This is a genomic window from Ralstonia pickettii (genome assembly GCF_030582395.1).
Taxonomy (GTDB): Bacteria; Pseudomonadota; Gammaproteobacteria; order Burkholderiales; family Burkholderiaceae; genus Ralstonia; species Ralstonia pickettii_D.
This window is the reverse complement of sequence record NZ_CP104381.1, coordinates 2907732-2921604: the sequence shown is the minus strand read 5'-3', so window position 1 is coordinate 2921604 and position 13873 is coordinate 2907732. Positions and strand designations below refer to the sequence as shown.

The following is a 13873-nucleotide window of genomic DNA, read 5'->3' as shown; positions in this document are numbered from 1 at the left end:
TGGCGATGGCCAATGACAGCGCAAATGTCGTGAATGCGCTCCCGAGCGTGAACCTGCTGCCGTATCACGCTGAGCGACGCGCCGGGAAGCGCAAGAAAGTCTTCATGAGCCTGGGTGCCGCCGCGGCGGTGGGTGCGGTGGTGGTATTCCTGGGCGGCATGGTGATCGATCACCAGACCGAAGAGGCGCAACGCATCAACGACATCCTCACGCAGAAAAACGCGGAGATGGACAAGCAGATCGCCGAGGTCAACACCCTCAAGAAGGACATCGACGATCTGCTGCAACGTCAGCAAGCGGTGGAAAGTCTGCAAAACCAGCGCAACCGCCCGGTCCAGTTGCTCGAAGAGCTGGTGCGCCAGGTGCCCGACGGAATTTACCTCACCTCGCTCAAGCAGGAAGGCGAGCGTTACACCGTGTCGGGCGTGGCGCAGTCGAACGAGCGCGTGTCGGACCTGCTGCGCAACCTGGGCGCGGTGCCCTGGCTCGATCATGCCGAACTGGGCGAATCGGTAGCCACCACCATGACGAATAACCTGAAGGAACAGCGTCGCCTGTTCAACTTCACGATCCGCTTCCAGTGGAAGGCCGAACCGGCAACGCCGGCCAAGCCGGGTGCGGCCACGGCGGGGAAATAACCATGGCCATCTCGACCGAAATTTCGTTGGAAGACCTGGTCAGCCAGTTCCGTGGCCTGAACCTGAACGAGCCGGAAACGTGGCCGATCGCGCCGCGCATCCTGTTCATGATTCTCTCTGCCGTGCTGGTGATCGGCCTGGGCTGGCAGTTGTATTGGAGCGGCAAGTTCGACGAGCGCGACGCCAAGCGCACCGAACAGGCCAACCTCAAGTCGGCATACCAGAGCAAGCTCGCGCAGGTGGTGAACCTCGAAGCGCTGCGCAAGCAAAAGGCCGAGGTGGAGCAGCGCGTCGCCAAGCTTGAACTGCAACTGCCCAACAAGACCGAGATGGATGCGCTGCTGGCCGACGTCAACCACGCCGGCATCGCGCGTGGCCTGACCTTCGACCTGTTCCGTCCGTCCGGCGCAGTGGTCAAGCCTTACTACGCCGAGATCCCGGTGGCGGTGAAGGTAAATGGCCGCTATCACGACATGGCGCTGTTTGCGGCCGACGTGGCGGCGCTGTCGCGTATCGTCACGCTGCAGAACATCTCCCTGACGGGCACCAAGGATGGCGGCATGGTGATGGAAACGCGCGCTGAGGCCTACCGGGCGCTCGACGCCGACGAGCAGGCGGCTCAGCGCAAGGCGAATGCAGCCGCCAAGGGAGGCGCCAAATGAGGGGCCGCACCATGAGCCGTCGCCGCATGTCGCACGTTCTGCGTCTGTCTCCGCTGTGCCTGGCCGTCGTGCTGACGGCCTGCGGCGCGAGCGAAGACGATGAATTGCAGCAATGGATGCAGCAAGCGCGCCAGAGCGTCAGTACGACCGTGCCGCCGCTGCCCGAACCCAAGCCTTACGCGCCGCGCGAATACACGACCACCAAGCAGACTGATCCGTTCAGCGTGCAAAAGGTGGCAGAACTTTCGCGCGCGCAAAACGAATCGCCGGAACCGAATCGCCGTCGCGAGCCGCTGGAAGACTATCCGCTGGAAGCCTTCAAGCTGGTCGGGACGATGAAGCGCAATGGCGAGACGGAAGCCGTCGTGTCTGTCGGGGACAAGACGCAGCATGTGCATGTGGGGCAGTACATCGGACAAAACTATGGTCGCATCGTCCGCATCGGAGACCAGGAACTCACCCTGCGTGAGCTGGTGCGCGAAGGCACGACCGAATGGAAAGAAAAAATGACGACCCTGAAAGTTCAGGAGAGCGCGCAATGACGATGCGTCTTGTGAAGGGCGGCCTGTCGCAGGCGGCCCGAGTGGCCCGGGGGGGCGCGGTGGCATGGCTTTCACTGTGCCTGTTCATGGTGGCCGGTCAGGCTGTCGCCCAGCAGGCAGCGCCTGCGGCGGTCGTCTCCGGCAACACGATCGAAAAGGTGGAGCAGGCCACGGCCGGCGAATCCACCGTGGTGACGGTCACGCTCAAGAGCGCACCGACGCAGAAGCCGGTGGAGTTCAGCACGCAGCAGCCTGCGCGCATCGCCATCGACTTCTTCGGGGCCAGCTTCGCGCAGGGCCGCGCCAATTACCAATACGGCGGCAAGCTGCTGCGTTCGGCGAACGTCGTGCAGATCGGCGACCGCACCCGCGTCGTGCTCGATCTCTCGCGCCAGACGCAGTACAAGTCGGAGGTGCGCGGTAATCAGTACGTGCTGACGCTGGAAGCCGCGCCGGTGGCAGCGGCTGTCGCAGCGCCGACCTTTTCAGCCCCGGCGCCTGTCGCAGGCGCCGAGCGCCCGGCGGTGCGCAACGTCGATTTCCGCCGCGGCGAAGATCTCGCCGGCCGCGTGGTGGTCGACCTGTCGACAGCCAACTCGGCGATCAACATCGCCCAGCAGGGCCAGAACCTGGTGGTCGATTTCGTGGGCGCGACGCTGCCCCAGTCGCTGCGCCGTCGCTATGACGTGAGCGATTTCGGCACGCCTGTGCAGGCCATGCGTGCGACCGACAACGGCACAGGCGCACGCCTGATCATCGAGCCGCGCGGTAACTGGCAATACAGCTCGTACCAGACCGACACGCAGTTCGTGGTGGAGGTGCGCCCGACCAAGGAAGACCCGAACAAGCTGATTTCCGGCCCCGGCTACCGTGGCGAGCGCCTGTCGCTGAACTTCCAGAACATCGATGTGCGTTCGCTGCTGCAAGTCTTCGCAGACTTCACGAACCTCAACATCGTCACCAGCGACAGCGTGACCGGCACCCTTTCGCTGCGTCTGAAGGATGTGCCCTGGGATCAGGCTCTGCAGATCGTGCTGGACTCGAAGGGCTTGGCATCGCGTCGCAACGGCAACGTCCTGTGGGTTGCGCCGCGCGGCGAGCTGGCGACGAAGGAAAAGGCCGAACTGGAGTCGCAACAGCAAGTGACCGAGCTGGAGCCGTTGCGCAGCCAGGTGTTCCGCCTGAACTATCAGAGCGCCGGCGATGTGCGGAACATGCTGCTGGGCACCGGGGCTGCCGGCGGGGCAGGTGGTGCTGGTGGTACAACTTCTCGGATCCTGTCCAAGCGCGGCTCGCTCACGGCAGATACGCGTACGAACCAGCTGTTCGTCTCGGACATCCCGAGCAAGCTGGAGGAAGTACAGGCATTCCTCCTGAAGATCGACATTCCGGTGCGCCAGGTGATGATCGAAGCGCGCATCGTTGAGGCCGACGACACGTTCAGCCGCAACTTGGGTGCGAAGCTGGGCTTCGCGTCGAAGACGAATGGCGCTGGTTACGGCAATACCTACACCAACGTGGTGTCGCCGGTGACCAAAGATGCCACCTGGGACAACAGCCCGGCGATCAGCTTCCCGGCCAATGGCATCAATGGTGTGAACGCAGCCAGCGTGGCTGTAAGCCTGTTCAACGCCGGTGCCGGCCGCTTCCTGGCGCTGGAGTTGTCTGCGCTGGAAGCTGATGGTCGCGGCAAGATCGTCTCTAGCCCGCGTGTTGTGACTGCGGACAACATCAAGGCGCTGATCGAGCAGGGTACTGAGATTCCGTACCAACAGGCGACCTCATCCGGTGCAACTTCCGTGCAATTTAAGAAGGCCAACCTGAAGCTGGAAGTGACGCCCAAGATCACGCCGGATGGCAACATCTTCCTCGATGTCGACGTCAACAAGGACAGCGTGGGTATCCAGACCACCAACGGCTTCGCTATCGACACCAAGCACGTGCAGACGCAGGTGCTGGTCGAGAACGGCGGCACGGTCGTGATCGGCGGTATCTACACGCAGAACGAGCGGACCGACATCAACAAGGTGCCGTTGCTGGGCGATATTCCGGTGGTGGGCAATCTGTTCAAGAGCACGAACAAGATCAACAATCGCACCGAGTTGCTGGTCTTCCTGACGCCGCGTGTGCTCTCCGATCAACTGTCGCTGAAGTAACCCACGGCGGCGTTTCGATCAAAAAGCCCGGCCTCCTGAATGGAGCGCCGGGCTTTTTTGTGTCCTGCGGCGGGGTTTGTGCGGGATGGTGTCCAAATGCCACTACAATCAGGCTCAAATTCCTGATTTCATGTGATTTTGTCTGTTTCGAACGTATTTTTCGTCGGCTTGATGGGCGCGGGCAAGACCACGGTCGGCCGGGCGGTGGCGCGCCGGCTCGATCTGCCGTTCTTCGACTCCGACCATGAGATCGAAGCGCGGTGCGGCGTGCGCGTGCCGGTTATTTTCGAGCACGAAGGTGAGGTGGGCTTTCGCGATCGGGAAACCCACATGATTGACGAGCTGACCGCGCGCGATGGCGTGGTCATCGCCACGGGCGGGGGCGCCGTGTTGCGGGCCGAAAACCGGGCGTTCCTGCGCGAACGCGGCACGGTGATCTACCTGCGCGCCAATCCGCATGACCTGTATCTGCGCACCCGCCACGACAAGAACCGGCCGCTGCTGCAGACGGAAAACCCGCGTGCGAAGCTCGAGGAGCTGCATGCCATCCGGGATCCCTTGTACCGCGATGTGGCCCACTTCATCATCGAAACGGGCAAGCCCACCGTCGCGCAGCTTGTTAATATGGTGCTGATGCAACTCGAGGTGGCCGGCATTGTGGCGCCGCCCGCAGGCGTCTCCACCTCCTCGCAAGTCTCCCCCCAGTCATGATTACCGTTGATGTTGACCTTGGCGATCGCGCCTATCCGATCCATATCGGCTCGGGGCTGCTGTCCAGGGCTGAGCTGTTCGCCCCCCATATTCGCGGCGCGCGTGCCGTGATCGTCACCAACGAGACGGTCGCGCCGTTGTATGCGACCAAGGTCGAAGACGCCATTCGCTCGCTCGGCAAGGCGGTCGACACGGTTGTATTGCCTGATGGGGAATCGTTCAAGAAGTGGGACACCCTCAACCGCATCTTTGATGCGCTGTTGACGGCGGGTGCGGATCGCAAGACCACGCTGATCGCGCTGGGCGGCGGCGTTGTCGGCGACATGACCGGCTTTGCCGCCGCCTGCTACATGCGCGGTGTGCCGTTCATCCAGGTGCCGACGACGCTGCTCTCACAAGTCGACTCTTCGGTGGGCGGCAAGACGGGCATCAACCACCCGCTGGGCAAAAACATGATCGGCGCGTTCCACCAGCCGCAGGCGGTGCTGGCCGATATCGATACGCTGCGCACGTTGCCTGCCCGAGAGCTGGCGGCCGGCATGGCCGAGGTCATCAAGCATGGCGCAATCGCCGATGCGGATTACTTCGCCTGGATCGAGCAAAACATCAAGGGTCTCAACGATTGCGATACCGGCCTGATGGCCGAAGCCGTGCGTGGCTCGGTGCGCATCAAGGCCGCAGTCGTGGCACAGGATGAGCGCGAGACCGGTCTGCGTGCCACCCTCAATTTCGGCCACACCTTTGGCCACGCCATCGAGGCCGGCCTGGGCTACGGTGAATGGCTGCACGGCGAAGCCGTCGGCTGTGGCATGGTGATGGCGGCGGATCTGTCGCATCGACTGGGCTTTATCGACATCGACACGCGCAACCGCATCACCGCGCTCACGCGTGCGGCGAACCTGCCGACGGTGGCGCCGGACCTCGGCGTTGATCGCTTCATCGACCTGATGCGCGTCGACAAGAAGGCCGAAGCCGGTGAGATCAAGTTCGTGCTGCTACGCAAGCTGGGCCAGGCTTTCGTGACCACGGTGCCCGATGCGGACTTGCGCGCTACCTTGCAGCACGCCGTGCTGCGACCACCGACAGAGGCGCCCGTCGCCTGAGACAAGACGAGATGGCCCGATGAACGACCGATTTGATGTGCCGTCCGCGCCGTTCGATCTCGAAGGCCCTCTCGCTCCTTATGCCGCGCATTCGGCGCAGACGCGCGGCCGCGTACACGTCGAGCCGCCATCCACATCGCGCACGGAGTTCCAGCGTGACCGCGATCGCATCATCCACAGCACCGCTTTCCGCCGGCTCGAATACAAGACGCAGGTCTTCGTGAATCACGAGGGCGACCTGTTCCGGACGCGGCTCACGCACAGCCTGGAGGTCGCGCAGATTGCCCGTTCGATTGCGCGCAGCCTGCGCCTGAACGAAGACCTGGTGGAAGCGATTTCGCTGGCACACGATCTCGGCCACACGCCGTTCGGCCATGCGGGGCAGGACGCGCTCAACGATTGCATGAAGCCGTACGGCGGCTTTGAGCACAATCTGCAGAGCCTGCTGGTTGTCGATCGGCTGGAGGAGCGCTACGGCGGTTTCGATGGTTTGAACCTGACCTTCGAAACGCGCGAGGGCATCCTCAAACATTGCTCGCGCAACAACGCCGCCACGCTGGGCGACCTGGGGCGGCGTTTTCTCGATGGGCAACAGCCTTCGCTGGAAGCGCAGCTCGCCAACCTCGCCGATGAGGTTGCATACAACAATCACGACATCGACGACGGCTTGCGTTCCGGCCTGATCACGCTGGAGCAACTTGAAGACGTGCCGTTGTGGGTCGTCCATCGGCGCGAAGCCGAGGCCGCCTTTCCGGACGTCAGTGGCCGCCGCCTGATCAACGAAACCATTCGTCGCATCATCAACGCGCTGATCGTTGATCTGATCGGCACCACGCGTGCCAGTATTGCTGAAGCTGCGCCGCAGAGTATCGAAGATGTGCGTGCCGCGCCGGCGCTCGTCGCGTTTTCCGAGCCGATGCGTGAAGAGGCGCGCGTGCTCAAACGCTTCCTGTTTGACAACCTGTACCGGCATTACCTTGTGATGCGCATGGCCGCGAAGGCACGCCGCATCATCGACGACCTGTTTGGCGCGTTCATGGACGACCCACGCCTGCTGCCGCCGCAATACCAGGCGAAAACTCACCCCGAAGAGCAGCCGCGCTGGATTGCGCATTACATCGCCGGCATGACGGACCGTTACGCCATCAAGGAGCATCGCCGCATCTTTGCCGTGGACGCGGTTTGAGCGGCGGATGCGCCGGTCGTGCGACCAGCTCCCCAACGTTTGGCAGCGGGTCTTAACCGAGCGCCCAAAAAAAATGCCCGGCCGCCCCAACGCATGCCGGGCCGAACGCGCCAACCACCGCCGACGAGCGCCCCCGCCGTCGACGGCCCCTGCGGCACGTCGGTAAAAGTCGATCAGGACAGTGTCGGTTCGCTGATCTTCCTCCCTTAAAAGCGATAGCCCAGGCCGACGCCCAGCAGCCACGGGTCAACCTTCACCTTGCTGATGGTCTGGCCAGCCATCTTCACGTCGGCGCTGATCCAGGTCTTCTTCAAGTCGACGTTGAAGTAGAGGCGTTCGGTCAGGCGGTAGTCGAAACCGACCTGCAGCGCCGGGCCAAAGCTGTTCTTGCTGAGGTCTAACGGACCCACGCCGGGTACCTGCAGATTCACATTGGAGATGCGCGTGTAGTTGATGCCCGCACCCACGTACGGCTTGAAGCGCGACTCTGGCGTGAAGTGATACTGCATCGTCAGAATCGGCGGCAGATGGCGGAAACTGCCGATTTTTGTCGGGCCGCCCAGCGCACTTTGCATGACGGTCACGTCCTGCTGCTGCGGGTACGTCAGGATCAGCTCGGCTGCCAGGTGCGGTGTAAAGAAGTACGAGATATCCAGTTCGGGCAGAACCTTGTTGTTGATCTGGATCGCGTCAGCCGGAATGGCAAGCGCAGGCACGGGGTCCGACTTGTTGGCGGCTGTCAGGTTGACGGCGCGCAAGCGCACCATCCAATTGCCGGTGGCTGGCGCCAAGTCAGTGCTCTGCGCAAAGGCGGTCTGGCTGAATCCGGCGGCAAACATGCCGGCGGCTGCAGCAACAACGGCTAGGCGGTGAAAAGCCATGAAACGCTCCCTCTCGTGTTGTCTCGTGATGTGATGGGAGCCAGTCTCGCGGGGAAGTTGCCCAGCCGATTTGCTTGGGATCAAGTTGGGCCAGTCGTCGATGGCCAATACGGCTGCGGATTTGACGGCACGCAAACTCGGCCGTTGCACCGCAGCGACAGACGCATGCAAGCGTTTGCGGCGCGAAAATTGGGGACAGATTCATCGGGTGGCGATACGATGGCGTTTTTTGTCGCTTGCTTTCCCCATGGCTCGTCTGCCTCGCCTTAGTCCCATTGATGTCCCTGTACACGTGTTGCAGCGTGGCAACAACCGCCAGCAAGTCTTCCGCGGCGACGACGACTACGCGTTCTATCTCGACACCCTGCGCATGGCTGCGCGCGAGCATGACTTCGCCATCCACGGTTTCTCGTTGATGCCGAATCACGTCCATCTGGTGGGAACGCCCAAGGTAGCGGAGAGCCTTTCTCGCACGCTGCAGGCCGTGGGGCGGCGCTATACGCGCTATTTCAACGCGGCTGCGGATCGTAGCGGCACGCTATGGGAGGGACGATTCCGATCGACGGTGCTGGACCCGGCCGAATGGGTGTTGCCGATCCTGTTGTATGTGGAATCCAACGCCGTGCGGGCGGGCATTGCCAGCACGCCGGAGGACGACCGATGGAGTACGTATCGGCATCACGTCGGTATCCAGTCCATCCCGTGGGTGAGTGATCACTATTGCTATTGGCGCCTTGGCAATACGCCCTTTGAGCGTCAATCACGATACCGGACCTTGTGGCATGAAGGTTTGGGTTCAGACCAGCTCACTGAGATTCGCCAGCATGTGCACAGCGGTTGGCCGCTGGGAAACGAGGCGTTTCTGGCGACGCTCGCACGCACCGGTGGCCGTCGCGTTGCGCCTTTGCCCAAGGGGCGGCCGCCCCGGCGCCTCGTTGAAGCGGGCATGGAGGACAGCGCGCGTCCCGAATGACCGGCCGGAGAGGGAATCGCGTGCAACGCACATCAGGCTGGCGCCAAGTAACCTGTCCCCATTTATAAACCCGCACCGTCAACGTGCATTTCTTAATTTAATCCGACCCCATTTAAAACCTTTTGCGTGTTATGGAACGCTCTTTTATATTCGTTTCACCCCGCATTCATGGTGCGGCGCGCCATTGGTTGTTCTGCCCGCATCCGCGCTAGCGCGAGGGGCTTCTACGGTGCGTCGTACCGATAACATCGGAAGATCGCCGTGGAACAACACTCCTTCCCCGCCGCACCGTCGGCCCAGGGTCTGTACGACCCGACCAATGAACACGACGCTTGCGGCGTCGGCTTCGTCGCCCACATCAAGGGCAAGAAGAGCCACGAGATCGTCCAGCAGGGCTTGCGCATCCTGCACAACCTCGACCACCGGGGCGCCGTGGGCGCTGACCCGCTGATGGGCGACGGCGCAGGCATCCTGCTGCAGATTCCCGACCAGTTCTTCCGTGAAGAAATGGCCAAGCAGGGTATCAACCTGCCGCCGGCCGGCGAATACGGCGTCGGCATGATCTTCCTGCCGAAGGAACACGCTTCGCGCCTGGCCTGTGAGCAGGAACTTGAGCGCACCGTGCGTCTGGAAGGCCAAGTTGTGCTGGGCTGGCGCGATGTTCCGGTCGACAAGACCATGCCGATGTCGCCGACGGTGCAGAAGACCGAGCCGGTGATCCGCCAGATCTTCATCGGGCGCGGCCGCGACATCATGACCACCGACGCGCTGGAGCGAAAGCTGTACGTGATCCGCAAGACCGCCAGCCACGCCATCCAGGCGCTCAAGCTCAAGCACGGCAAGGAATACTTCGTGCCCTCGATGTCGGCGCGCACGATCGTCTACAAGGGCCTGCTGCTGTGCGAACAAGTCGGCCGGTACTACCAGGATCTGGCCGATCCGCGCACGGTGTCCGCGCTTGCGCTGGTGCACCAGCGTTTTTCGACCAACACGTTCCCTGCATGGGAACTGGCGCACCCGTACCGCATGGTCGCGCACAACGGCGAAATCAACACCGTCAAGGGCAACGTCAACTGGATCAATGCTCGTACGGGCGGCATCTCGTCGCCGGTGCTGGGCGATGACCTGCCCAAGCTGTGGCCGCTGATCTATCCGGGCCAATCCGATACGGCTTCGTTCGACAACTGCCTCGAACTGCTGACGATGGCCGGTTACCCGCTGGCCCAGGCGATGATGATGATGATTCCGGAAGCGTGGGAACAGCACACGCTGATGGACGACAATCGTCGCGCCTTCTACGAATACCATGCCGCGATGATGGAGCCGTGGGACGGCCCCGCCGCCATCTGCTTTACCGACGGCCGCCAGATCGGCGCAACGCTTGACCGCAACGGTCTGCGTCCGGCGCGTTATTACGTGACCGATGACGACATGGTCGTGATGGCTTCGGAAGCCGGCGTGCTGCCGATTCCCGAGTCCCGCATCGTCAAGAAGTGGCGCCTGCAGCCGGGCAAGATGTTCCTGATCGACATGGAGCAGGGCCGCATCATCGACGACAAGGAACTCAAGGACAACCTGGCCAATGCCAAGCCGTACAAGAGCTGGATCGATGCCGTGCGCATCAAGCTCGACGAGCTGGAAGCCAAGCCTGAAGACGTGGCCGCCGAAACCAAGCCGGCCGCCAAGCTGCTGGACCGCCAGCAGGCCTTCGCCTACACGCAGGAAGACGTCAAGTTCCTGATGGCCCCGATGGCCGCCAACGGTGAAGAAGCCGCCGGCTCCATGGGTAACGACAGCCCGCTGGCCGTGCTGTCGTCCAAGAACAAGACGCTTTACAACTACTTCAAGCAACTGTTCGCACAGGTCACGAACCCGCCGATCGACCCGATCCGCGAAAACGTGGTGATGTCGCTCGTCTCGTTCATCGGGCCGAAGCCGAACCTGCTTGAACTGAACAACATCAATCCGCCGATGCGTCTTGAAGTGAGCCAGCCCGTGCTGGACTTCAAGGACATGGCGAAGATCCGCAACATCGAGCACTACACCGGCGGCAAGTTCATGGCTTACGAGCTGAACATCTGCTACCCGGTGGCCTGGGGCAAGGAAGGCATCGAAGCGCGTCTCGCTTCGCTGTGCGCCGAGGCTGTCGATGCGGTCAAGTCGGGCTACAACATCCTCATCGTGTCGGACCGCGCGGTCGACGAGAAGCAGGCTGCCATTCCGGCGCTGCTGGCCACGTCTGCCATCCACCATCACCTGGTGGAGAAGGGCCTGCGCACGAGCACGGGTCTGGTCGTTGAAACAGGTTCGGCCCGTGAAGTGCACCACTTCGCACTGCTGGCCGGCTACGGTGCTGAAGCGGTGCACCCCTACCTGGCAATGGAAACGCTGGCCGAACTCGCGCCAAGTCTGGGTCTGACGGCCGAGAAGGCCATCTACAACTTCACCAAGGCGATCGGCAAGGGCCTGCACAAGGTGATGTCCAAGATGGGCATCTCGACGTACATGTCGTACACCGGCGCGCAGATCTTCGAAGCGATCGGCCTGTCGCGCGAACTGGTCGACAAGTACTTCCAGGGCACGGCATCCAACGTGGGGGGCATCGGCATCTTCGAGGTGGCTGAAGAGGCGCTGCGCCTGCACCGCGACGCCTTTGGCGATGCACCGGTGCTGGCAAACATGCTGGACGCCGGCGGCGAATACGCCTACCGCGTCCGCGGCGAAGAGCACATGTGGACGCCGGATTCGATCGCCAAGCTGCAGCACGCGACGCGCGCGAATTCGTACCAGACGTACAAGGAATACGCGAACCTGATCAACGATCAGAGCAAGCGCCACATGACGTTGCGCGGCCTGTTCGAGTTCAAGGTGGACCCGGCGCGCGCGATTCCGCTGGAAGAGGTCGAACCGGCCAAGGAGATCGTCAAGCGCTTTGCGACGGGCGCCATGTCGCTCGGTTCAATTTCGACCGAGGCGCACACCACGCTGGCCGTGGCGATGAACCGTATCGGCGGCAAGTCGAACACGGGCGAAGGCGGTGAAGACGAGCGCCGCTACCGCAACGAACTGCGCGGCATTCCCATCAAGCAGGGCACGAAGCTGTCCGACGTGATCGGCCGCGAAGTGGTCGAGCGCGATCTGGAACTGCAGGAAGGCGATTCGCTGCGCTCGAAGATCAAGCAGGTGGCGTCGGGCCGTTTTGGCGTGACGGCCGAGTACCTGGCTTCCGCTGACCAGATTCAGATCAAGATGGCGCAGGGCGCCAAGCCTGGCGAAGGCGGCCAGCTGCCCGGGCACAAGGTGACGGATTACATCGGCAAGCTGCGTTATGCGGTGCCGGGCGTGGGCCTGATCTCGCCGCCGCCGCACCACGACATTTACTCGATCGAGGATCTGGCACAGCTCATCCACGACCTGAAGAACGTGAACCCGCGTTCGGACGTGTCGGTCAAGCTGGTGTCCGAAGTGGGCGTGGGCACGGTGGCCGCAGGTGTCGCCAAGGCCAAGGCAGACCACGTGGTGATCGCCGGTCATGACGGTGGCACGGGCGCCTCGCCGTGGTCGTCGATCAAACACGCCGGTACGCCCTGGGAACTGGGCCTGGCCGAGACGCAGCAGACGCTGATGCTCAACGGCCTGCGCAACCGCATCCGCGTGCAGGCTGACGGCCAGATGAAGACCGGCCGCGACGTCGTGATCAGCGCGCTGCTGGGCGCTGACGAATTCGGCTTTGCGACCGCCCCGCTGGTCGTCGAAGGCTGCATCATGATGCGCAAGTGCCACCTGAACACCTGCCCGGTGGGCGTGGCGACGCAGGATCCGGTGCTGCGCAAGAAGTTCTCGGGCAAGCCCGAGCACGTGGTGAACTACTTCTTCTTCGTGGCCGAGGAAGTGCGCGAAATCATGGCGCAACTGGGCATCCGCTCGTTCAACGAACTGATCGGCCGCGCCGACCTGCTGGACACGAAGGCCGGTATCGAACACTGGAAGGCTCGCGGTCTGGACTTCGCGCGCATCTTCTACCAGCCGGCCAAGAAGGAAGGCGAGCCGTGCTACCAGGTCGACGTGCAAGACCACGGTCTGGATCGTGCGTTGGATCACCAGCTCATCGAGAAGGCCAAGGCTGCGCTGGAGAAGGGCGAGCGCGTTTCGTTCATCCAGCCGGTGCGCAACGTCAACCGCACCGTGGGTGCGATGCTCTCGGGCGAGGTGGCCAAGCGCTACGGCCACGAGGGTTTGCCCGATGACTCGATCCACGTGCAGATGCAGGGCACGGCCGGCCAGTCGTTCGGTGCGTTCCTGGCGCACGGCGTGACGCTGGACCTGGTGGGCGACGGCAACGACTACGTGGGCAAGGGCCTGTCGGGCGGCCGCGTGATCGTGCGCCCGCCGCACGAGTTCCGTGGTGACCCGACGTCCAACATCATCGTCGGCAACACCGTACTGTACGGCGCGCTGGCCGGTGAGGCGTTCTTCAACGGCGTGGCCGGCGAGCGCTTTGCGGTGCGCAATTCCGGCGCCACCACGGTGGTGGAAGGCACGGGCGACCACGGCTGCGAATACATGACCGGCGGCACCGTCGTCGTGCTCGGCACCACCGGCCGCAACTTCGCGGCAGGCATGTCGGGCGGCGTGGCCTACGTCTATGACGAAGACGGCCTGTTCGACAAGCGCTGCAACACGGCAATGGTGGCGCTGGAATCCGTGCTTTCGGCGGCCGACCAGGAGAAGGCCCACACGCCGTCGACCTGGCACAAGGTGAACGGCGAGCGCGTGCTCGACGAGCAACTGCTCAAGGCGCTGGTGGAAAAGCACTTCCGCTACACCGGCTCTGAGCGTGCCAAGGAACTGCTGGCCGACTGGAACAATGCGCGCCGTCGTTTCGTCAAGGTCTTCCCGACCGAGTACAAGCGCGCACTGACCGAGATGTACGAGCGGGAACTGGAAGCGGGCCGCGAACAGATCGCCGCCTGAACCTGACTCCAAGCGACTTGGCGGGTGGTCGATCGATGATCGGCGCC

The 13873-nt window shown here is 62.9% G+C and carries 10 protein-coding genes; 9 read left to right on the top strand and 1 reads right to left on the bottom strand.

The window, feature by feature from the left end; all coding sequences use genetic code 11:
* Positions 1–5: 5 nt before the first annotated feature.
* The 7 genes from N5B55_RS14095 (at position 6) to N5B55_RS14065 (ending at position 6998) form a co-directional block, all read left to right on the top strand.
* The gene (locus tag N5B55_RS14095; RefSeq protein ID WP_304538481.1) at positions 6–638 is read left to right on the top strand and encodes a PilN domain-containing protein; all 633 of its coding nucleotides are present in this window, start codon (positions 6–8) and stop codon (positions 636–638) included.
* A 2-nt stretch (positions 639–640) separates the two neighbouring features.
* Positions 641–1300: a type 4a pilus biogenesis protein PilO gene (locus tag N5B55_RS14090; RefSeq protein ID WP_154208672.1), complete on the top strand. Its 660-nt coding sequence runs from the start codon at positions 641–643 to the stop codon at positions 1298–1300.
* Positions 1297–1842, top strand: coding sequence for a pilus assembly protein PilP (locus tag N5B55_RS14085; protein ID WP_004634554.1), 546 nt, complete (start codon positions 1297–1299; stop codon positions 1840–1842). The genes N5B55_RS14090 and N5B55_RS14085 overlap by 4 nt, the downstream gene beginning before the upstream one ends.
* Before the next feature lie 2 nt (positions 1843–1844).
* Positions 1845–3998, top strand: a complete 2154-nt coding sequence (gene pilQ / locus N5B55_RS14080; RefSeq protein WP_304539802.1) for a temperature dependent type IV pilus secretin PilQ — start codon at positions 1845–1847, stop codon at positions 3996–3998.
* 138 nt (positions 3999–4136) lie between these two features.
* A complete protein-coding gene (locus N5B55_RS14075; RefSeq protein WP_304539801.1) occupies positions 4137–4709 on the top strand; it encodes a shikimate kinase in 573 nt (190 codons plus the stop codon).
* A complete protein-coding gene (gene aroB, locus N5B55_RS14070; RefSeq protein WP_304538480.1) occupies positions 4706–5812 on the top strand; it encodes a 3-dehydroquinate synthase in 1107 nt (368 codons plus the stop codon). The genes N5B55_RS14075 and aroB overlap by 4 nt, the downstream gene beginning before the upstream one ends.
* Before the next feature lie 19 nt (positions 5813–5831).
* Entirely contained in the window at positions 5832–6998 is a 1167-nt protein-coding gene (locus tag N5B55_RS14065; protein ID WP_304538479.1) for a deoxyguanosinetriphosphate triphosphohydrolase, read from the top strand.
* A gap of 206 nt (positions 6999–7204) precedes the next feature.
* On the opposite strand, the gene N5B55_RS14060 is transcribed toward N5B55_RS14065, so the two are convergent.
* On the bottom strand, positions 7205–7879 hold the full coding sequence (locus tag N5B55_RS14060; RefSeq protein WP_065856258.1) for an OmpW/AlkL family protein: 675 nt from the start codon (positions 7877–7879) through the stop codon (positions 7205–7207).
* A 247-nt stretch (positions 7880–8126) separates the two neighbouring features.
* On the opposite strand from N5B55_RS14060, the gene N5B55_RS14055 reads away from it, so the two are divergent.
* Entirely contained in the window at positions 8127–8852 is a 726-nt protein-coding gene (locus N5B55_RS14055) for a transposase (RefSeq protein WP_304539800.1), read from the top strand.
* 261 nt (positions 8853–9113) lie between these two features.
* Entirely contained in the window at positions 9114–13826 is a 4713-nt protein-coding gene (locus N5B55_RS14050; RefSeq protein WP_304538478.1) for a glutamate synthase-related protein, read from the top strand.
* Positions 13827–13873 lie beyond the last annotated feature (47 nt).